The sequence below is a fragment of the Opitutus sp. GAS368 genome, assembly GCF_900104925.1.
GTDB lineage: Bacteria > Verrucomicrobiota > Verrucomicrobiia > Opitutales > Opitutaceae > Lacunisphaera.
Genome location: NZ_LT629735.1, coordinates 3,846,964 through 3,867,391, shown reverse-complemented (window position 1 = coordinate 3,867,391; position 20,428 = coordinate 3,846,964). Strand labels below are relative to the sequence as shown.

At 66.3% G+C, this 20,428-nt stretch carries 19 protein-coding genes; 4 read left to right on the top strand and 15 right to left on the bottom strand.

From position 1 onward, the window contains the following. Nucleotides 1–7: 7 nt before the first annotated feature. Together BLU29_RS16425 and BLU29_RS16420 are read right to left on the bottom strand one after the other, a co-directional pair. On the bottom strand, nucleotides 8–2,251 hold the full coding sequence (locus tag BLU29_RS16425) for an NADP-dependent isocitrate dehydrogenase (protein WP_091060219.1): 2,244 nt from the start codon (nucleotides 2,249–2,251) through the stop codon (nucleotides 8–10). Nucleotides 2,252–2,643: 392 nt separating this feature from the next. After that, complete coding sequence (locus BLU29_RS16420) at nucleotides 2,644–3,156, bottom strand: hypothetical protein (RefSeq protein WP_091060218.1); 513 nt, start codon at nucleotides 3,154–3,156, stop codon at nucleotides 2,644–2,646. Nucleotides 3,157–3,719: 563 nt separating this feature from the next. Here BLU29_RS16420 and BLU29_RS16415 point away from each other — a divergent pair. Further along, the gene (locus BLU29_RS16415; RefSeq protein WP_091060215.1) at nucleotides 3,720–3,902 is read left to right on the top strand and encodes a CPXCG motif-containing cysteine-rich protein; all 183 of its coding nucleotides are present in this window, start codon (nucleotides 3,720–3,722) and stop codon (nucleotides 3,900–3,902) included. A 73-nt stretch (nucleotides 3,903–3,975) separates the two neighbouring features. Here the strand turns inward: BLU29_RS16415 and BLU29_RS16410 are convergent, their stop codons facing one another. The 10 genes from BLU29_RS16410 to trpC all read right to left on the bottom strand — a co-directional run bounded on the left by BLU29_RS16410 (nucleotide 3,976) and on the right by trpC (nucleotide 12,502). After that, entirely contained in the window at nucleotides 3,976–4,773 is a 798-nt protein-coding gene (locus tag BLU29_RS16410; RefSeq protein WP_091060212.1) for a phthiotriol/phenolphthiotriol dimycocerosates methyltransferase, read from the bottom strand. Nucleotides 4,774–4,962: 189 nt separating this feature from the next. Further along, complete coding sequence (locus BLU29_RS16405; RefSeq protein WP_091060209.1) at nucleotides 4,963–5,412, bottom strand: GatB/YqeY domain-containing protein; 450 nt, start codon at nucleotides 5,410–5,412, stop codon at nucleotides 4,963–4,965. Between the two features lie 85 nt (nucleotides 5,413–5,497). After that, on the bottom strand, nucleotides 5,498–5,974 hold the full coding sequence (locus BLU29_RS16400; RefSeq protein WP_091060207.1) for a GreA/GreB family elongation factor: 477 nt from the start codon (nucleotides 5,972–5,974) through the stop codon (nucleotides 5,498–5,500). 38 nt (nucleotides 5,975–6,012) lie between these two features. Next, nucleotides 6,013–7,080, bottom strand: coding sequence for an isoaspartyl peptidase/L-asparaginase (locus tag BLU29_RS16395; protein WP_091060204.1), 1,068 nt, complete (start codon nucleotides 7,078–7,080; stop codon nucleotides 6,013–6,015). A gap of 77 nt (nucleotides 7,081–7,157) precedes the next feature. Further along, entirely contained in the window at nucleotides 7,158–9,251 is a 2,094-nt protein-coding gene (locus BLU29_RS16390; protein ID WP_091060201.1) for a S9 family peptidase, read from the bottom strand. Between the two features lie 17 nt (nucleotides 9,252–9,268). Then, nucleotides 9,269–9,757 carry a Uma2 family endonuclease gene (locus tag BLU29_RS16385; RefSeq protein ID WP_091060198.1) on the bottom strand — a complete coding sequence of 163 codons (489 nt, stop codon included), beginning with the start codon at nucleotides 9,755–9,757 and terminating at the stop codon, nucleotides 9,269–9,271. 10 nt (nucleotides 9,758–9,767) lie between these two features. Next, nucleotides 9,768–10,433: a hypothetical protein gene (locus BLU29_RS16380; protein ID WP_091060196.1), complete on the bottom strand. Its 666-nt coding sequence runs from the start codon at nucleotides 10,431–10,433 to the stop codon at nucleotides 9,768–9,770. A gap of 45 nt (nucleotides 10,434–10,478) precedes the next feature. After that, nucleotides 10,479–11,354 carry a 16S rRNA (adenine(1518)-N(6)/adenine(1519)-N(6))-dimethyltransferase RsmA gene (rsmA, locus tag BLU29_RS16375; RefSeq protein WP_091060193.1) on the bottom strand — a complete coding sequence of 292 codons (876 nt, stop codon included), beginning with the start codon at nucleotides 11,352–11,354 and terminating at the stop codon, nucleotides 10,479–10,481. A 4-nt stretch (nucleotides 11,355–11,358) separates the two neighbouring features. Next, nucleotides 11,359–11,709 carry a hypothetical protein gene (locus BLU29_RS16370; protein ID WP_091060190.1) on the bottom strand — a complete coding sequence of 117 codons (351 nt, stop codon included), beginning with the start codon at nucleotides 11,707–11,709 and terminating at the stop codon, nucleotides 11,359–11,361. Next, on the bottom strand, nucleotides 11,702–12,502 hold the full coding sequence (gene trpC, locus BLU29_RS16365; protein WP_091060176.1) for an indole-3-glycerol phosphate synthase TrpC: 801 nt from the start codon (nucleotides 12,500–12,502) through the stop codon (nucleotides 11,702–11,704). The genes BLU29_RS16370 and trpC overlap by 8 nt, the downstream gene beginning before the upstream one ends. A 100-nt stretch (nucleotides 12,503–12,602) precedes the next feature. On the opposite strand from trpC, the gene BLU29_RS16360 reads away from it, so the two are divergent. From BLU29_RS16360 to BLU29_RS16350, 3 genes are all read left to right on the top strand, one after another. After that, a complete protein-coding gene (locus tag BLU29_RS16360; protein WP_091060173.1) occupies nucleotides 12,603–13,283 on the top strand; it encodes a MazG family protein in 681 nt (226 codons plus the stop codon). Nucleotides 13,284–13,311: 28 nt separating this feature from the next. Next, nucleotides 13,312–14,262: a tyrosine recombinase XerC gene (locus tag BLU29_RS16355; RefSeq protein WP_091061229.1), complete on the top strand. Its 951-nt coding sequence runs from the start codon at nucleotides 13,312–13,314 to the stop codon at nucleotides 14,260–14,262. Between the two features lie 89 nt (nucleotides 14,263–14,351). Next, nucleotides 14,352–14,906, top strand: a complete 555-nt coding sequence (locus tag BLU29_RS16350; RefSeq protein WP_091060171.1) for a GxxExxY protein — start codon at nucleotides 14,352–14,354, stop codon at nucleotides 14,904–14,906. 30 nt (nucleotides 14,907–14,936) lie between these two features. Here the strand turns inward: BLU29_RS16350 and BLU29_RS16345 are convergent, their stop codons facing one another. From BLU29_RS16345 to hemL, 3 genes are all read right to left on the bottom strand, one after another. Then, nucleotides 14,937–17,141, bottom strand: coding sequence for a hypothetical protein (locus BLU29_RS16345; RefSeq protein WP_157693943.1), 2,205 nt, complete (start codon nucleotides 17,139–17,141; stop codon nucleotides 14,937–14,939). 158 nt (nucleotides 17,142–17,299) lie between these two features. Beyond that, nucleotides 17,300–19,027: a SpoIVB peptidase S55 domain-containing protein gene (locus BLU29_RS16340; RefSeq protein ID WP_157693942.1), complete on the bottom strand. Its 1,728-nt coding sequence runs from the start codon at nucleotides 19,025–19,027 to the stop codon at nucleotides 17,300–17,302. 103 nt (nucleotides 19,028–19,130) lie between these two features. Continuing rightward, on the bottom strand, nucleotides 19,131–20,408 hold the full coding sequence (gene hemL / locus BLU29_RS16335; RefSeq protein ID WP_091060164.1) for a glutamate-1-semialdehyde 2,1-aminomutase: 1,278 nt from the start codon (nucleotides 20,406–20,408) through the stop codon (nucleotides 19,131–19,133). Between the last annotated feature and the right edge of the window lie 20 nt (nucleotides 20,409–20,428).

The window sequence follows — 20,428 nt, the reverse complement described above, 5'->3', positions numbered from 1 at the left end:
ATAGGGCTTATAGCTGCGCGAGAATAGCGTTGAGGGTAGCGCTGGGGCGGAGGGCCGCGGATGCCTTGGCATCGTCAGGCTGGTAGTAACCACCCACGTCCGCCGGCTTTCCCTGAACCGCCAGCAACTCCTGAACAATCTGTTTTTCGGACGTGGCGAGCTTTTCGGCGATGGGCTTGAAGATGCTCTGCAATTTGAGATCTGAGGTTTGAGCTGCGAGAGCCTGGGCCCAATACAGGGCCAGGTAGAAGTGCGAGCCGCGGTTGTCGATCGTGCCGAGCTTGCGGCCGGGGGACTTGTCGTTCTCCAGAAACTTGCCGTTGGCTTGGTCGAGGGTGTCGGCGAGCACTTTGGCCTGGGCGTGCTTCTGCGTGATGGCGAGGTGCTCGAAGCTGGCGGCCAGGGCGAAGAACTCGCCGAGGCTGTCCCAGCGGAGGTAGTTTTCCTGCAGGAACTGCTCGACGTGCTTCGGGGCCGAGCCGCCGGCGCCGGTCTCGAACAGGCCGCCGCCGTTCATCAGCGGGACGATCGAGAGCATCTTGGCGCTGGTGCCGACCTCGAGGATCGGGAAGAGGTCGGTGAGGTAGTCGCGGAGGACGTTGCCCGTGACCGAAATCGTGTCCTGGCCGGCCTTAAGGCGCTCGAGGGTCGCGAGGCACGCCGCGGCGGGGGCGAGGATCTTAATGTCGAGGCCCTTCGTATCGTGTTGCGCGAGGTAGGTCTTCACCTTGGCGATGATCTGGGCGTCGTGGGCGCGCTTCTCGTCGAGCCAGAAGATGGCCGGCGTGTTGCTGAGGCGGGCGCGGTTGACGGCGAGTTTCACCCAGTCCTGCACCGGGGCGTCCTTCGTCTGACAGGCGCGCCAGATGTCGCCCTCGTCCACGAGGTGCTCAAAGAGGACCTTGCCGGTGTCGTCGGTAACGCGAACGATGCCCTTGCCGGGGATCTTGAAGGTCTTGTTGTGCGAGCCGTATTCCTCGGCGGCCTGGGCCATGAGACCGACGTTGGGGACGGAGCCCATGGTCTTCGGATCGAAGGCGCCGTGCTTTTTGCAGAAGTCGATCGTGGTGGCGTAAACGCCGGCGTAACTGCTGTCGGGGATGACGCAGAGGGTGTCCTGGCCCTTGCCCTGGGCGTTCCACATCTGACCGGAGGTTCGGATCATCGCGGGCATCGAGGCGTCGACGATGACGTCGCTCGGGACGTGGAGGTTGGTGATGCCCTTGTCGGAGTTGACCATGGCGACGCCCGGGCGGGCGGCGAACACGGCGGCGATGTCGGCCTCGATCGCGGCCTTCTCGGCGGCGGGCAGGGTCTGGATCTTCTCGACGAGATCGCCGAAACCGTTGTTCAGGTCGACGCCGAGCCGGGCGAGGGTGGCGGTGTGCTTCGTGAAGAGATCCTTGAAGAACACGCGGACGCAGAGGCCGAACATGATCGGGTCGGAGACCTTCATCATGGTGGCCTTGAGGTGGAGCGAGAAGAGGACGCCGTCCTTCTTGGCCTTGGCGATCTGCTGGGCGAAGAAGGCCCCGAGGGCGTTCCGGTTCATGAACGTGGCGTCGAGGATCTCGCCGGCCTTCAACGGGGTCTTTTCCTTCAGGACGACCACGGGACTGATAGTCCCGTCTCCAGCGGGGGCCGGGACGAACTCGATTTTGACGGTGGTCGCGGCCGCTACGGTGACGGACTTCTCGTTCGAGAAGAAATCGTCGTGACCCATGGTGCCGACGGAGGTCTTGGAGTCGGGGGACCACTTGCCCATGGAGTGCGGGTGGGCGCGGGCGTAGTCCTTGACGGCCTTCGGGGCGCGGCGGTCGGAGTTGCCCTCGCGGAGGACCGGGTTGACGGCGGAACCCATGACTTTCGCGTAGCGGGCCTTGGCGTCCTTCTCGGCCTCGGTCTTCGGGACCTCGGGGAAGTCGGGGAGCTTGTAGCCGTGGGCCTGGAGCTCGGCGATGGCCTCCTTCAGCTGCGGGACGGAGGCGGAGATGTTGGGCAGCTTGATGATGTTGGCCTCGGGCTTGAGGGTCAGGGCGCCCAGCTCGGCGAGGGCGTCGGGCACGCGTTGTTCCGCCGGCAGGAGGTCGGAGAAGGCGGCCAGGATGCGGGCGGCGACGGAGATGTCGCGCGTCTCAATGTTGATGCCCGCGTGCTTGGTGAAGGCCTGCACGATCGGCAGGAGGGAGTAGGTGGCGAGCGCGGGGGCCTCGTCGGTCTTCGTGTAGATGATGGTCGGGTTCGTGGACATGAGCGGAGAGCAGGGAGCGCGGAGCTGGGAGTTAAAGAGCCAAAGACCTAACGACAGACGCTGGTGCCGGTCAAAGGCAATGTGGACCGGGCCGGACGTTTCAGCCGGCCTAATCAGCCGCTAAAGCCAGATGGGGATCTGAGAGAAGCAGGCAGTCACCACTACGGAGTATTTTCAAACCCAACAAATACCCGTTTCCTGTCATTCTGAACGAAGTGAAGAATCCATGCGTTCGCTCGCGATATGGCCTTCGTTGCCGTGGATCCTTCGCTTTGCTCAGGATGACAAACCGGGTTTGAAAACACTCCCTAATCCACGCTAACGGCACACTAATTAATCAGATGCCCTGGAGTGAGTGAGGCATTAGTGACAATTAGTGGTGAACCATAATCCTATTTCTTCGGTTTATCGTCGAGGATCTCGTCGGAGGGTTGGACGAGCTTGTCGTTGTGGGCCGCCTCGACCTGTTTGGCCTTCTGGACCATCTTGCCGTAGTTGCTGGCGGGTTTCTGGTCGAGGGAGAGCGCGGGCGGGGGAGTGGCCTTGGCGGCGGTCGCTGGAGCCGGAGTGGCCGCCACGGCGGCCGCCGGTGCAGGTTTGTCCACCACTGCCACCGCCGGGGTCGCTTCCGGCAGCGGGGTATCGGGATTAAAATCGGTATCGGCCAGCGGCACCTTGCCCTGGGCGGCGTGGAACTTGACGAGGAGCAGGTCACCCTCGCGCGCCAGCACCTCGAGCTTGGTGCCCTTGACGAGCGCGATGGAGCCGCTGCCCACGGTGATCGAGGATTTTTTGGCGGTGATGAACGTGGTGAGGACAGGCGTCGGGGTTGCTTTGTCGGCCGCGCAGACAGCGACGGCAAGGGCACAGACGGCGCCGAGAACGGGAAGCAGGCGGAATTTCATGGGGTGGGAGGGTTGGCGGGCAGTTCAGCGCAAGCGGGCGGCGGAGGCAACCGCCGTCTGGCGCCACGCTTCCTTTGACGCGGGCTTTACCGGTCCAAGCCTGTAGGGTCGGCGCTTGTCGCCGGACCGAGTCTTGGGCCCGGAAGGTCCGCCGGCGAGCGGCGACCCTACATTCGATCCCGCTTCATGCCTTGCCTCGCGCGGCGCTTTGCATCCGAATCTTACGGTCAGCAGGATTTGGCCCGGCCTGACCGCCCCGGGCCCGTTGGATTGACCCGCTTCACTCACCCCCAACCCCATGCTCGGCAGCCTGCACCTCTTATCGCCGTCGCCTACCTGGCGGCGGTCGTCTGGCACTACTCCTTCAGGTATATGATGCCTCGAGCGACACACCCCGCCCTGCCGGGCACCCCTCTCGAGGGGGGACCCAAACCAACGCCGGCGATAATCCCCTCCGGAGAGGGGCCTGTCGGCCATAGGCCCGGCGACGGGGTGGGTCGGAACCTGACGGAGTAGGGCTAGCAACCCAAACCGGTCCAGAGGCCCGGTTCCACCCCAGTCAAATGCACGATTCCCTCAACATCGAATGCCCGCACTGCGGCGAGACGTTCTCGCTCGCGCTGGACACCAGCGAGGGTAGTGCGGAATTTACGGTGGACTGCGAGGTCTGCTGCCGACCGATGACGGTCAGCGTGCGCATCAGCGACGACGGCGAGCTCGAGGGTGTGGACGTGACGGAGGAGTGAGACCGCCAATTGTAGGGTCGTCGCTTGCGACGACCTCGTCCTCACAGCCCAAGGTCGCCGGCAAGCGGCGACCCTACATTTTCTGAAAACAATAGGAGCGATAGGACAGACGGTCCTCCTTCAGTGCATTGTAGATGCGCGAGCCCCGGATACCGGCGAAGTCGCGGCCGAGCGACTGCATGAACACCGGCAGGTGACGCACGAGCAGCTTCTGGGAGCGCTCGGAGTTGCGATCCATGCCCCGCAGCACTTCGGCGTTGATGGTGCGCGAGTGCCGTAGCTTGAGCGGCGCGGCGGCGAGCGCCTGTTCCCAGTCGGCGAGCCCTTCGCCAAAGCGGAAGTCGGCGTAGAGGAAATGACCGCCGGGTTTCAGCACCCGGGCGACCTCGCCGAGGAAGCGCGGGAAATCAGGATAACAGTGCGAGGCCTCGACATTGATGACGGCGTCGAAGCTCGCCGACGGGAAGGGCAGGTTCTCGGCGTCGCCTTGCACGAATTCCAGTCCGGCGACCGGATGGCGCTGCCAGCAGAACTTGATGCCCGTGGGATTCAGATCGAGGCCGGTGTAACGAACCGGCTGCAGCGTGCGTGTGAGCCACGACGCGCCGCCGCCGTGGCCGCAGCTCACTTCCAAGACATGTTTGCCGCGCAGTTCGGTTTGCGTGGCAACGTGATGGTAGAGTTGGATGCAGGCGCGGTTTGGTTCGTCAGCGGTATCGAGCGGCAACCCGACGGGCGGCTCGGCCTCGAATGCGTAATTGAGGAACAGCACCTCCTCGCCGCGCAGCCGGCGTGTGAGGAACGGATACCACAGCTTCCAGATCGTCTTCCGCAAAAACCCTACCGAGAAAAGCGGGTCGATGAAAGCCATCTACAGAGGACGGAAGGCAGAAGACGGAGGACAGACCCGATCACCGTGTTTGTCATTCTGAGCGCAGCGAAGAATCCATGCATTCGCTGGTGGTGTGACATACGCAGTCGTGGATCCTTCGCTACGCTCAGGATGACAGGCCATGAATGCCCTATCCATGTTCACCGGTGATATCCGTGGTTAAAAACCTCAGGAGAGCTTCGCCTGGATGAGTTTACTCACGGCGCCGAAGTCGATGAGCGCGGCCTCGGGCCGCTGCTTGAGGGCGCCGATGACCTTGCCCATCTCCTTCTTCGAGGTGGCGCCGGTGGCGGCGATGACCTCGGCGACGAGCGCCTCGAGCTTGGCGGGGTCGAGGCCCTTGGGCAGATATTTCTCCAGGATGGCAATCTCCGCGCTGTTGGCGGCGACGAGATCGGCCCGGCCGCCCTTCTCGAACTCGGTGCGGGCGTCGGTGAGGTTCTTCACGGCCTTGCGGAAGGTGGCGACGACGAGCGCCTCGTCGATCGGCTTGCTGCTGTCCATCGCGGCGCGCTGGATGGCGGCGTCCATGGTGCGGAGCGCGGTGGCGGTGGCCGTATCGCGGGCCTTCATGGCGGTGATGATGTCGGCGCGGAGAGTTTCGTAGGTAGTCGGCATAAGTATGGGAAAACACAAAGCAGCTAAGCAGCAAAGTGCAATCACACAGCCCACCACCTCTTGGCTGCTTTGCTTCTTGGTGTTTTCAGGCAACAGAACTTACGCGGAACTCGCTGCGTTTGCCGCCGAGGTCCAGCTGCAGGGTGTCGCCCTGCTTGCGGCCCATGAGCTGGCGGCCGAGCGGCGACTGCGGGGTGATGACCAGCACGGGGTCGCCGCCGACGTCGACCTCCGTGCCGCCGGCGCGGGGGCCGATGAAATAGTGGCTCCGGCCGCGACCCTCGAGCCGCACCAGGGCGCCGAGGCTGATGAGTTCGCCGGCCGCGAAGTCCCGGACGGGCAGCGCGGAGAACTGGGCGACCGCCTGCGCCGCCTCCTCGGCGGCCTTGGACTGGCCGTGGGCCAGGTAGGAGGCCTCGAGTCCGCGGGTGTCGTATTTGTCCTCGGCCTTGTTCTCCTCGTCGGTGGCCTCGGCATGGGTGGCGAGCGCGGCGGAGGTGATCGCTTCCAACTCGGCGGCGAGCTTGGCATTGATGCGGGCCAGGAGGTCGCGCTTGTTCATGGGGTGAGGCCCACGGGGGATTGGTCGGGGAGCATGGCTCAGTTTTTCGCCTCGTCGCCGTAGATGGCAATGACTGCGGGCCGGTCGGAGAACCGGAAGGCGCGATACATGCCGGGGGAATTGAACTCCATCGCGATGTCGCCCTGCGCGTCGAGGGCGATGACGCCGCCGTCGCCGCCGAGCTGCGCGACCTTGGCGATCGTCGCGGCCGCGGCCGCACGCAGCGGCGTGCCGCGGTATTCCATCTGGGCGGCAATGTCGCGGGCAACCCCGACGCGGATGAAGAACTCACCCCAACCGGTGGCGCTCACCGCGCAGGTGGCGTTGTTGGCGTAGGTGCCCGCGCCGATGATCGGGGCGTCGCCGACGCGACCGTATTTCTTGTTGGTCATGCCCCCGGTGGAGGTGCCGGCCGCGAGATTGCCAGCCCGGTCCAAGGCCACACAGCCCACGGTGCCCCAGCGGAGCGTGCGGGTGAAATAGTCCACGGGCGCCGCCGGCAGCGCGGCGGTTTTCTTGCCGGCCTTTTCCTTCTCCTGTTCCTGGGCTTTCTTCAGCTGTTCGCGGCGCCAGTCGGTCTGGAAATACGCGTTCGGCACCAGCTGGTAGCCGAGCGACTGGGCGAACTTCTCCGCCCCGTCGCCGACCAGCATGACGTGCTCGGACTTCAGCATGACGTCGCGCGCGAGGTTGATGGGGTTCTTGATGTGGTGCAGGGCGGCCACGGCGCCGGCGGCTTGCGTGCGGCCGTCCATCACCGAAGCGTCGAGCTCGCAGATGCCGTCGGCGTTGAACACGGCGCCCTTGCCGGCGTTGAAGAGCGGGTTGTCCTCCATGAGGTTGATGGCGGCGGTGACCGCCTCGAGCGCGCTGCCGCCCTGGTCGAGGACGGCGTAGCCGGCCTGCAACGCCTGGTTGAGGGCTGTGCGGTATTCGGCCTCGCGCTCCGGGCTCATGGCGGCGCGCTCGATGACGCCGGCGCCGCCGTGGATGACGAGGCCGTAGCGCTTGCCGGCGGGCACCGAGGTGGCGAGGCTCAGGGCGAAACAGGGCACGGCGGCCAGAGCGGCGGAGAACACAAAGAAGCGAAGAAGCAAAGGTTTCATGGGGTGAAGGCGTGTCATCCTGAACAGAGTGAAGGATCCATGGATTCTTCGCTGCGCTCAGAATTACAGCAGCGGGGTTATTTGCTCATACCGAGGGCTTGCAAGAAGAACGCATAGTTCCGCGCGACATCGTTGAGGGCGTCGTATCGGCCGGCGGCGCCGCCGTGGCCGGCACCCATGGTCGCGTGGAGCAGCGTGGCGTTGTGGCCGGTGTCGAGCGTGCGGAGCTTGGCGAGGTATTTCGTGCCCTCCCAATACGGCACCTGGCTGTCGTTGTAGGACACATTGACGAGCAGGTTGGGGTAGGCGGCCTTCTTCAGGTTGTCGTAGGGACTGTAGGCGCGCATCCAGAAATACTGCTCCTTGATGTTCGGGTTGCCCCACTCGATATATTCCTCGGTGGTGAGCGGCAGGGTGGCGTCGAGCATGGTGTTGAGCACGTCCACGAACGGCACCTGCACGATGGCGGCGGCGAAGAGGTCGGGCCGCTGGTTGAGCACGGCGCCCATCAGCAGGCCGCCGGCGCTGCCGCCGGAGGTGACCAGCTGCTTCGGCGTGGTCCAGTGCCGGTCCACCAGCCACTGGGCGCAGTCCACGAAATCGTTGAACGTGTTCATCTTCTTCTCCATGCGGCCGGCTTCGCGCCATTCCTCGCCGAGCTCGCCGCCGCCGCGGATGTGGGCGATGACGTAGATCACGCCGCGATCGAGCAGGCTGACACGGCTGGAGCTGAACGACACCGGCAGGCTGATCCCGTAGGAGCCGTAACCGTAGAGCCAGAGCGGCTGGGGCTTGGTGCGGTCAAGATCGGCCCGGTAGACGATGGACAGCGGCACCTTCGTGCCGTCACGGGCCACGGCCCAGAGGCGCTCGGACTTGTAGTTCTTCGGGGCGAAGCCGCCGAGCACCTCGGTCTGTTTGATGAGCGTGCGCGCGCCGGTCGTGAGGTTGGCGGCGTATACGGTCGGCGGCCGGGCGAGCGACTGGTAGTTGAAACGATATTCGGTGGTGTCGAACTCCCAGTTCCGGTCGCCCCCGACCTCGTAGGCCGCGTCGGGCATCTCCAGACGCTTCGACCGGCCGGTGGCGAAGTCGTAGACGCGCAAGTGCGGCAGGCCGTTCTCCCGTTCGGTGACCACCATGTGGCCGGCGAACATGTCGAACTCCTCGACCTTGATGGCGGGATTGTGCGGGATGATGTCGGCCAGCTGGGCGGGGGCCGTGTCGGGCGCGGCGGCGACCTTGTAGTTCTTGGCGCCGTCGCGGTTGGTGACGTAGTAGAATTTCCCGGCCCGGTGCTCGGCGAAGTATTTCACGTTCTCGGTGCGGCCGAGCAGGCTCTTGAGCTCCGTGCCGGTGCTGACGGCCGGCAGGGCGAAGACCTCGGTGGTGAGCTTGCTCTCGGAGAGGCAGAAGATGAACTGGTTGTCGCGCGACTTCTGCACGTCGAGATTGAAGAGCTCGTCCTTGTCCTCGTAGAGCAGCTCGTGCTTCCCGGTGCTGAGGGTCCAGCGGTGGAGCTTGTCCGAGCGCTTGCTGTCGTTCTCGGTCACGTAATAGAGCACGTCGTGGCCGGCGCCCCACTCGAGGCTGGCGACCTTGCCGATCGCCTGCGGGATGAGCGCCTTCGTGGCGAGGTCCATGACGAAGACCTCGTATTGGCGGTAGCCGGTCCAGTCGACGGCGTAGGCGAGACGTGTGCCGTCGTCGCTCACGTGGTATTGCCCGACGGAGATGTAGGTGTTCGTGCCGATCATCTTGTTCAGGTCGAGGAGGATCTCCTCGGCCGCGCCGGCCGCCAAGCCCTTGCGGCAATAGATCGGATACTGCCGGTCCTTCTCGGTGCGGGTGTAATAGGCGTAACCGCGGAAAGGCACCGGGGCGGAGCTGTCGTCTTCCTTGATGCGGCCGACCATCTCCTTGTAGAGCGCCGCGCGGAGTTCCTTGGCCGGGGCGAGCACGGCCTCGGTGTAGGCGTTCTCCTGCTCGAGGTAGTTCACCACCTCCGGCTGGCCCTTCTCGCGCAGCCAGAAGTAGTCGTCGATGCGCTTGTCCTCGTGGACGGTGACGTCCTTGGGCTTTTTCGCCGCGACGGGCGGCTTGGGATTGACCAGGTCAAAGGCCGGGACGGACACGGTGAGGGCGCACATGAGGACGAGGAGGCGGAGCATGGGGGGATGGATGAAGTTCAGAGCCTAGCGAAGAGTTCGTCCATACTGCAACCAAGTCCGGGCAGCTCCGGATCGGTGAGCGGATGGTGGTGGGCGAGGATATCCTCGAGCGTGAAGCCGTATTCCCCGAGGCCGTAGACCTCCACGTTCAGGTAGCGCGGATCGACCATCCAGAGCCGCGGCAGGCGGAGATCCGACCAGAGCTGCTTCTTCACGAAGGTGTCGAGGTGGTGGTCGCCGGGCAGCAGCACCTCGGCTACAAGGTAGAGACGGGCGGAGCCCGCCAGCTCCGGCGCGGTGCGGACCACGGTGAGGTCGGGCCGCAGGACGCAGTCGTCGGCCAGCTGCAGGCTGGCGCGCGGCGGCAGGAGCTGCAGGGCGGCGTTTGGCCCCAGGGCCGTGGCCACGAGCGCGTGCAACCGGTTGACGAGGGTTTCGTGGGCGAGGGGCGGCGGACGCCGGCTGACCATCTCGCCCTGGATGACCTCCTCGTAAGCTTCGCTCATGCGCGGACGCTCAGGGATTGTGCGGCTTGGGGCCGGGGAAGACCAGGCGGCCGACGAGTTCCGTGAGCCGGCCCGTCAGCTGGGCGTTTTCCTTCTCGGGGGTCGCCTGATAGGTGCTGCGCTGGGTGGCCCGCTCGGCGAGCTCGGTGCTCAGCACAAAGACGTGCCCGTTGCGCACGAAAAGCAGCGTGCCGCGCTTGGCGGTGACCTTGTTCGCCGGGGGGCCGAGGGCGCTGTCCTTGGGCTCGAAATACGAACCGCCTGGCAGAAGGGCATAGGTGACCAGGGCTCCTTCCATCAGCTCCGGGATGAACCGGGCGCTCTCGATCGTGGAACCGGGAAACCGCCGCGCAAAGTCCGCGAGCACGAAATCCGTGAAGAAATACAGCAGGTAGTCGCGCCGGCCCCGCGTCTCGAACTCCCAGCGCTGCAGGGCATCCTGGGGAAAACAGGCGATGCTGATGTGCGTGTTGTAGCTGTCGGTGAAGGTGACAACGTTCTCCGTGTCGGTGATCGTGCCGCCCAGCTCGCGCAACACCGGCAGGGGCACCTTGAACTCGCCCGTGGCCGACACGTAGGTGTCGCCCTCCAGCCTGCCCGCCAGCTCCACGTTCTGGGCGGAGACGGCCGCGGGCACCAGGGCGCCGGCGGTGAGAAGCAGGAACTGGCGGAACATGGCGGTGAAAGCTAGCGGACGGAGATGATTTTTCAAGCCACCCCGTCAGACCGTCAGTTCCCGCCACTGTGCCACGGGAATCTGCTCCGGCCGGGTGGCGGCGCTGAGGCCGGCCGCCGCCAGCTTCGCCAGCCACGCCGCGCCACCGTCGGGCAGCTTGCCGCGCAACAGGCCGCCGATTTGTTTCCGGCGCTGCTGGAAGCAGGCGCGGATGACGGCCTTGGTGGCCGCGGGGAAGGTGAACGGCGCCGGCAGGCGCGTGAGGTGGAGCAGGTAGGACTCGATGTCCGGCTGCGGATAAAAGCACGAGCCGTCCACCTTGTGGCCGGGCGCGACGGCATAGGCGGCCTGCAGGAAGATGGAGATGGCGCCGAAAGTCTTGGAACCCGGCCGGGCGACGTAGCGCTGCGCCGCCTCCTGCTGGAGCATGAGCACCATGCGGTCCGGCAGCGGGCCGGAGAGCACGCCATCGAGCCAGGGCGTGGCGATGGCGTAGGGCAGGTTGGCCACGATCTTGAAGGGACGGGCTGATGGAGGGGCGGCGACCTCGCCGCCCACGTCTCGCGGGCGGGGTCGCCCGCGCTCCAAAGGATCAAGCCCCGCCAGCGGGTGCTCGACGGCGTCGCCCTCCATCAGGTGGAGGCGCGGGTTGGTCGCGGCGAGGGTGGCGGCGAGATGCTTGTGCAGGTTGTAGTCGCGCTCGATCGCCCAGACCTCCGCGCCGGCCTCGAGCAGGGCGTTGGTCAGCGTGCCGAGGCCCGGCCCGATCTCGACGACCGTGTCGCCCGGCGCGACGCCGCCGAGCTCGAGGGATTTGCGGACGATGTTGCCGTCGACGAGGAAATTCTGCCCGAGGAAGCGCTTCGGCTCGTGGCCGAGCTGGGCGAGCAGCTCGCGCGTGCTTTTTGGCGTCAGCGGCATGCGGCTATTTCTTGTCGTCCCACTCCAGATGGAACTTGTGGAGCGAGCGGTGGATCACCGGCGCAAAGATGATGGCTGTCGTGCCGAGCAGCGCGACGCCGCAGTAGATGGCATAGCAGCCGGCGAACAGCTTGGCCGCGTCGGTGTGCAGGGGCGAAATCGGCCCCATACCGGACAGGATCATGGCGGCGTCGAGGAAGGCGTCGATCCAACCCAGGCCGGCGATGAAATGGTAACCCAGCAGGCCGATGCTGAGCGAAAGGAGAATGAGCGCACCGCCGACCGCGATACTCCAGCCCAGCCGCAGGACGAATTCGCGCCGGGGCAGGAGCTGGTCCTTGCGGTGCTCAAACATGGCGGTGAAACTCCCGGATCACGGCGGCCGGGTCGGCGGCCCGCATCAGCGACTCGCCGACCAGCACGGCATGCGCGCCGGCGGCCTTGGCCCGGGCGGCATCGGCCCCGGTGGCGATGCCGCTCTCGCTGACAGCCACGACGTCCTTCGGGAAAAGGGGAATGAGGCGCTCGGACAGGCCGAGGTCGGTCTGGAAGATCGCGAGGTCGCGGTTGTTCACGCCGATGATCTTCGCCCCGTGGCGGACGGCGCGCGCCAGCTCGTCCTCGGTGTGGATCTCAAAGAGCGCGTCGAGCCCGGCGGCGGTGGCGGCCGAGTGCAGCGCCTCGATTTCCTCGTCGGTCAGCGCCCGGACGATGAGCAGGATGGCGCTGGCGCCGGCCAGGCGGGCCTGCAGCACCTGGACGGGGTGGACCATGAAGTCCTTGCGCAGGCAGGGAATGGCCGGACCCTGCGCGGCGAAATCCCCCGTGACTTCCTGCAGGTCCTCCAGGCGGCCGCCGAAATACTTTTCGTCGGTGAGGATGGACAGGGCGCCGGCGCCCGCGGCGCGGTAACGGTGCGCCTGCTCGAGCGCGGAGGCATTTTCCTTGATGACGCCGGCGGAAGGGGACCGGCGCTTGATCTCGGCAATGACCGCCAGGCGGCCGTCGGGCCGGCGGAGCGCCGCCCGGAAGGACGGCGGCCTGGCCAGGTCGCGGTCCAGCGCCGCCAGTTCGTCCGGGAACACGGGCCGCAGCAACGGGGCGATCTCCCGCCGCTTGTGGGCCATGATTTCGGTCAGCTTGTCCATCAGAAGGGCACCACGAAACACACGAAACACACGAAAAGGAAACTGAAAATACCCGGCTTTTTTGGTGTATTTGATGGGTTTCGTGGTTACTCCAAGATGAATGAGTGCGATTGACGAACTCCGCCGGACCATGGCCCGGCTCCGCGCCCCCGACGGCTGCCCGTGGGACCGTGAGCAAACCCACCAGACGCTGGCCCGCTGCCTGATCGACGAGTGCAGCGAGCTGCTCGACACCATCGACCGGAACGACCTCCCGCACATGCGCGAGGAACTCGGCGACGTGCTGATCCAGGTGGTGTTCCATGCCCAGCTCGCGGCGGAACGCGGGGACTTCGACTTCGACGACGTCGCGCGCGAGATCAATGAGAAGCTCATCCGCCGCCACCCGCACGTCTTCGGCGACGGCCGCGCCGACAACTCCGCGCAGGTCATCGAGGTGTGGGAAAAGGTGAAGGCCACCGAAAAGGCGGCCGCCGGCAAGACGGAGTCGGCCGTCTTCAAAAAACTGCCGCCGCGCCTTCCGGCGCTGATGTTCGCCGAGGAAGTGGCCAAGCGGATCGAGAAACAGTCGCTGCCAGCCGACGGGATCGTGGACGGCGCCGGCGTGGCCCGGCTGGCGGCCGGCCTCACGGAGGCCGCGGCCGGGCGGCAGCTTTACGAACTGGCGGCGGCCTGCCGCCAGCGCGGCCTCGACCCCGAGTCCGCCCTGCGCAAGGAATGTGACCGCGTGATGGGAGGAATCGAAGCGAGGGTAGGGGCGGTTGCCCCCAACCGCCCATGAAGGGCCATTGAGGGCAATGGCCCCGACCATGAAACCAAAGGCAGAAAAGACGCCAGACGCGTTGCCCGCGGACATCGCCGGCGCGTGGCTCCAGCCTTTCCTCGACCACCTCCGGAAGGAGCGGCGCTACTCCGTCTACACGGCGCGCAACTACGGGCAGGCCTTCGTTGATTTCTTTCACTGGCTCCAGCGCAGCCAGCGCGGGGAAGGCGGCTTTGACGTGCTGACCGCGCGCGACGTGCGCGACTTTGTCATCGAGGCCCAGCGCCGCTACGACCGCCGCACGCTGCACAACCATGTGTCCGGCCTGCGCGCGTTCTACCGCTACTGGATGCAACGCGGCCGGCTGGAGCGCAACCCCTTCGCCGGCGCGCCGCTGCCGAAGCTGCAAAAAAACCTGCCAAAGTTCCTGACCGAGGCGCAGGCGGCCGCGCTGCTGGACGGGCCGGCGCTGCTCCTGAAGAACAAGTCGCTCCCGGCGCACGACGCCTGGCGCGACCGGCTCGTGCTCGAGCTGCTTTACGGCGGCGGGCTGCGCGTGAGCGAGGTGGTGGCGCTGAACTATGGCGCCGTCGACTTCGGCGCCGGCAGCGCCCGCGTGCTGGGCAAGGGCCGCAAGGAGCGCATCTGCCCGCTCGGCGCCACGGCGATGAAGGTGCTCGCAAAATTCCGCGCCGAGTTCGCGCACGGCACCGGGCCGGCCGATCCGGTCGTCGTGGCGGCCCCCGGCCGGCGGATGACCGTGCGCGCCGTGCAGCTGCTGGTGAAGAAATACCTGGCGCTCGCCGACCTGCCGATGGATCTCTCGCCGCACAAGCTGCGTCACTCCTTCGCCACGCACCTGCTCAATTCCGGCGCCGATCTGCGCACCGTGCAGGAGCTGCTCGGCCACGCGAACCTGACGACCACGCAGATCTATACCCACACCAGCGTCGCGCGGCTGAAGGAGATCTATGCCAAGGCGCACCCCCGGGCGTGAAGCAGGGGAGAACACAAAGCAGCTAAGGAGCAAAGGCGTGGACAGCCATTACTGCATTGGCATTCTGCTGACGACGGGCCGCCACCACCATGAATCGAAAACTGGATATCACGCCAGACGTGGAAGAAGCCGCCCGCAAGTCGGTCGACGCACTATTCCACCTTCATAATGAAATGGGACCGGGTTTGTTGGAAAGTGTCTATGCCTCCTGCTTGGAGGAAGAATTCAAGCATCGCGGCATCCGGCATGCCCGCGAGGCAGCCATCCCATTGAATTACAGGTCACGTCGACTGGATGTCGGTTTTCGGGCCGACTTCATCGTCGCTGACAAGGTTCTACTCGAGCTAAAGGCGGTTGATGCCCTGCTGCCAGTGCACCAAGCGCAGACCATCACCTATCTCAAACTCACCGGATTGCAGCTCGGATTGCTCGTCAACTTGAACGTGTCGCTGATCAAGGACGGCATCCGCCGGTTGTTTAGGGAGTGTTTTCAAACCCGGTTTGTCATCCTGAGCGGAGCGAAGGATCCACGGCAACGAAGGCCATATCGCGAGCGAACGCATGGATTCTTCACTTTGTTCAGAATGACAGGAAACGGGTATTTGTTGGGTTTGAAAACACTCCCTAATCCCGCACTGACTTAGCTGCTTTGCTACTTTGTGTGAGACTGCTTCCTACTTCAGCGGCACGCGGATGGAGGCGGCGTTGCCGGGGCGGTCGTAGACGGTGATCTCCACGGAGGTCGCACCGGCGGCCACTGCCTCGGGTATTTCCGCCACGAAGGTTTCCTCGCGGCCGTCGAGTATGCCGTCGGCCGGATGAACCACCGTCTCATGGTCGCCGTTGTTCAGCACGAACTCGGCGCCCTCGAGCAGAGACAGTGCGTCGCGACCCGTGATGGAAATCTTCAGCAGGCCGTTCGCGCGTGTGATGATCGGGGCGCTGAGGACGGGAGGGGTGCGGTCGACCAGCAGGTTGTCGGTCTCGAAGGTGTAGCTCAGGCGCTGGGCGGCGGGGCGGGGCGCCTGTTCGCTGACGGTGAGCCGCGTGAGGTAGAGGCCCTCGGCCAGGCCGCCGGTCTCGAACTGGACGTAGCTGTCGGTGGTGTTCACCGCGAGGTCGGTCCAGGTGTCGGCGTTCTCCGGCCGGATCGAGAAAGTCTGGGTGAGATTGTCCCCGTCGGGATCGGTGACGGCCCAGTAGACGATCTGTGTGCCGGGCGAGGGCACCACCTGGCTGCCCAGGAGCGCATCCCTCCGCTTCTCATTATCGTCCCGGTCCCCGCGGGGACCGGGGGACAACAGCTGGCCGAGCGTGGCGCTCGCGCTGGCCGGCCGGTCGCCGGCGGGAATCAGACCGAGGTTGGGCGGCAGGATCCGGAAGTCGGTCAGCAGCGGGCGCCGGTTCTGGGGCAGGTGATACAGCGTGGCCTTGTCGAGCTGGAAGTCGGTGGGGGCGCCGGTGACCTGCAGCCGGAACTTCACGTAGCGGCCGCGCAGGCCCTCCGCGGCAAAGGCCCCGTCGTGCGCCTTGAGTTCGGTCCAGGGCGTCCAGCCCTCCAGCTCGTCGCTGCCGAAATTGGTCCGCACCTCGACCTTGAGCGCCACGGGCTCCACGCCGCGCAACCGCGCGAAACGGAAGGCGCCGAGGTCGGCGGCCACGCCGAGATCGAGCCGCTTGGTCTCCAGCTCACGCACCGGGGCGGCGGCGAAGGACAGCAGGGCGAGGCCGGGGGCGTTGTTACGCAGCAGCAGGAAGCGGCCGTCGCCCAGCGGCGCCAGGTCGTTGAGCTGGCTCGAGGCGCTGCCGGCGAACGTGAGCGCGCGCCGCGAGACCGGGTCGTAGCCGAAGGCGTCGCCGAGCTCGCCAGCGGTGAGCAGCAGCCAGCCGTTGTGGCGCGCGAGACGGTAGAGCGCGATGTTGGGCTTGGTCATGACAGTCTCGGGGAATCCGTCGGTGGGGAAGAGGACGATGCTGGAGCGACCGGTGAAGCCGGGCTTCTCCTCGACGACGGCGACGGGCGGCTTGTCCTTCGTCTCCGCACCCTTCGGATCGACCGGGACCGGGCGGTTGAGCCGGCTGGCCGTCTCGGTGGTGAAGACGAGCGCCGCATAGAAGCCGCCCTCGTCGAGCGGCAGCAGGTCGACCACCTCGGCGTCGCGGTTCTCCTGCAGGATGAGCGGCGGGCCGCCCGCGGTGCCAAAGGAATAGATGTTACCCTTCGGCGAGGACCCGGCGATGATGCGGCCGTCGGCGAGGCGCGCCAGCTTGCGCACGTTGCGGTCGCGGATCTCACCGAAGAGCGTGACGCCCTTGTCGGCGAGCAGCTTGTCGTCACCGGCCTTGCCCTCGATGAGCCCCGCCGCCGCGAGCTTCTTCAGGTCGAGGCGATAGATTTTGCCGGGGTTGCCGGTGGCCGCGAGCACGGTGCCGTCGGGCAAAGGCAGGAAGTCGAACACCGAGTCGGCGGGCAGCGGCACACGCGCCGTGGCCTTGTCGTCCTTGAAGAGGTAGAGCGCGGCGGTCGGCGAGGTGCCGATGAGCAGGCTGCCGTCGGGCCGGGGCAGCAGGGCCAGGGCGTTGGTCTCGGGGACGTCGGCGACCTCGCGGGCGGTGTAGGAGCCGTCCTTGGCGTTGAAGCTGACCTCCTGCACCTTGCCGGCGGGGCCGGTGCCGACGAGGAACTTGTTCGCCGCCACCGGTTTCATCACCCAGAGGATTTCACCGAGCTTCGGACCGGCGAGGTCGGTGAAGACCGGCCCCGGCAGCACGCGCCCATCGGAGCGCGTGGCCAGGCCCTTGAGGTTGCGGCTGGCGACGTCGCGCCCGAAATCAATCTCGAGCTGCTTGGTCAGCGGGTCGGCGGAGAGATTGGCCACAAAAAGCGCAAAAAACGCAAAAAAGGGAAGGGAGGAACGGCGATGATGCATGCGAGATTATTTATGTGTCATCCTGAGCGCAGCGAAGGATCCAGCGATTGGCGCACTGAACTGGATTCTTCGCTGCGCTCAGAATGACATGAGGGGATGAGCGTGAATCAGTCAGTGACGGTCAGCGGGCGGCGCACCATGATGTTGAACAGCCGGCCGGGCAGCACGCGTTGCTCCCACAACGGGGTGAACGCGTCGCGGCGCTGGAAGCGCGCCTCGTCGGCGCTGCGGGCGATGCGCTCGAGCGAGCCGGGCAGGTCCGGCGTGGTCGTGCGCTGGTCGGTCGTCAGCCGGGTCTTCTCGATCACGGCGAGGTAGAGGCCGTCGGTCTCGCGGAAATCGCGCAGGGCGGAGATGTATTCCTCGAAGTTCCGCAGCTGCGCGATCGGCACGGAGTGGGCGCGGCCGGTCAGCTCGTCCAGCGCGGGGCCGGTGGTGAGGATGACCTCGAGCTCCTTGCCGGCCCAGGCGCGCGGGATGTCGAGGTGCACGACCTCGCTCTCGGCGTCGTGCTGGAAGGCGCGCCAGCCCACGGTGAGGTCCACCCGGTCGCCGGGTCCCGCCGCATTGCGCGACACGAGCATCTGCTCGATCGAGCCCGCCGGCACCTCGGCCGTGTCCTCGACGCTGAAGCGGATGTGCTCGGGGAAGACGCGCTCGTAGGGGTTGAAGAGCCAGAGCGAGAGGTTGCCGACGAATTCATTGAGGCCCTGCCGGAAGCCCTGCGGACCGGGATAAAGCTGGCTCAGCACGACGGGCGCCGTGCCGGGGAAGTCCACGGTGGTCGTCACCTTGAAGCCGCGGGAAAAGCCGGACTCGTTCGAACCCATGACGGCCTGGGCCAACCCGGTGGCGGCGATGGCCGGCAGCAACTGCTCGTGGCGCACGACCTCGAAGTGCAGCGCCTTGCGGCTGCTGCGGGTGGGGAAGACGACGTCCACCGCCACCATGGGAGCCTTGCGGCCCAGTTCGCCGTAGATGCCCGAAAGGCGGTCCTGGCTGAAGGAGCCGATGACGCCGCCGGTGTTGGAGATTTTGACGGAGTTCAGCGTGCTCGGGAGGATCGTGACGACCTCGGCCGACGCCATCGGGAGCTCGGTGGCGCCGAGCGAGAGCATCGGGTGGCCGAAGGCGAGGATCCGGTTGCCGTCGACGTGCGACACCGTGCCGGTGCCGGCGAGGCTGATGTCACCGGTGGCCAGTGCGACCGCGATGACGTCGCCGGGATGGAGCGCGGCGGGGGCCGGGGGGGCCGCGTCGGCGGTGCCAATGTTGCCGCCGAGGGCGGTGACGTTGAGGCCGAGCGCCGAAAATTGCGGCTCGAGCATGGCCGCGACCTCGGGCGCGAGCCCGCCGAGCGAGAAGGCCGGTGTCATCGGGGTGAACGACGCGGCGAAATCACCGGCGCCGCGCGTGCCCTGGCGTTCGCCCTTGACCGGGATCGGAGTGGGCGCGAGGCCGTCCTTGCCCGGCGGCAGCGCGCTGACTTCGAGCATGTCGCTGATCGGCGTGAAGCCGGCATAGCGCACCGTCTCGAAGCGCTGGATCTGGTAGGAGAGCACGCCGGCGACCTTGCCGTCGATGTAGAGCGGGCTGCCGCTCATGCCCGCGACGGCGCCCATGTCCTGCACCCGCGGGTCGGTCAGTTCGCACAGGATCATGCTTTTCCCGGGACCGAGGGCGTTTTGGAGGATGCCCGTCACCTGCACGGCGAACGACTCGGGGGCGCTGCCCTTGAAGACGGTCCAGACCTCGCCCTTCATGCCCGGCCGCAGCTCGCTGAGCGGGAGCACCGGGGCGTCCGCCGGCTGGGCGGAAAGTGTCGGGGAAAACACGAAGAAGCAAAGAAGCGAAGCCAGCAAAATCCAGGAACTGGCTTGGCTGCTTGGCTGCTTTGGGTTCATGCGCATCGAGACGACGGCCCGACCGGCCGGTTTCTTAGAGGGACTTAATTGCCTTCGTGATGATTTCGCAAGCCCGGTCAACGGCCGCGCCCTCGTGGGCGGTGCTCAGAAACCACGACTCGTAGGCGCTCGGCGGCAGGTAGACGCCGTCGGCGAGGCAGGCGTGAAAGAATTTGCCAAAGAGCTTCGCGTCGGAGGCGAGCGCGGTGGGCAGGTCGCGCACCGGCGTCGGCGTGAAGAACAGGCTGAACATCGAACCCGCCTGCGGGGCTTGGAGAGGAATGCCCTTGGCCTTGGCGGCAGCGAGGGCGGCGGCGCAGACCTGCCGGCCGAGGGCGTCGAGCTTGGCATAGGGTTTGAGTTCGTCGAGGAGCTGCAGCGCGGCGATGCCCGCGGCCAGGGCGAGCGGGTTGCCGCTGAGCGTGCCGGCCTGATAGACCGGGCCGAGCGGCGCGAGCAGGTCCATGATGTCCGCCCGGCCGCCGAACGCACCGACGGGCAGGCCGCCGCCGATGATTTTGCCCAGGCAGGTGAGGTCGGGGACGATCCGCTCGATTTCCTGCACGCCGCCGCGGGCGAGGCGGAAGCCGGTCATGACCTCGTCGAAGATGAGCACGGCGCCGTTGGCGGTGCAGGCCTTGCGGACGGCCTGCAGGTAGCCGGCGTCGGGCTTGATGAAGCCGACGTTGCCAATGTAGGGCTCGAGGATGACGCAGGCGATCTGGCCCGGATTGGCGGCGAAGCCCGCGTTGAGTGCCGCGACATCGTTGTAGGACAGGACGACGGTCTCCCGGGCGAACGCCGCCGGCACACCGGCGCTGTCGGGATTCCCGTGCGTGAGTGCGCCCGAGCCGGCCGCGACGAGCAGCGAGTCGCTGTGCCCGTGGTAGCAGCCGGCGAACTTGATGATCTTGTCGCGCTTCGTGAAGCCGCGCGCCAGCCGGATGGCCGACATCGTCGCCTCGGTGCCGCTGTTGCACATGCGGACCTTCTGGATCGACGGGAAGAACTTCACGATCAGCTCGGCCATCTGCACCTCGTATGGATTCGGTGTGCCGAAGGATGTGCCGTTCTCGAGCGCGGCGGCGATGGCGGCCTTGATGCGCGGGTGGTTGTGGCCGTGGATGGCCGGGCCCCAGGTGCAGACGAAGTCGATCAGCTCCTTGCCGTCGGCCGTCGTGAGCGTCGCGCCCTTGGCCGACCGGGTGAAGAACGGCGCACCACCGACCGAGCGAAACGCCCGGACGGGCGAGTTCACACCACCGGGGATGAGTTGCTGGGCACGGGCGAAGAGAGATTCAGAGGAAGACATTTTTAACCACTAATGCACAC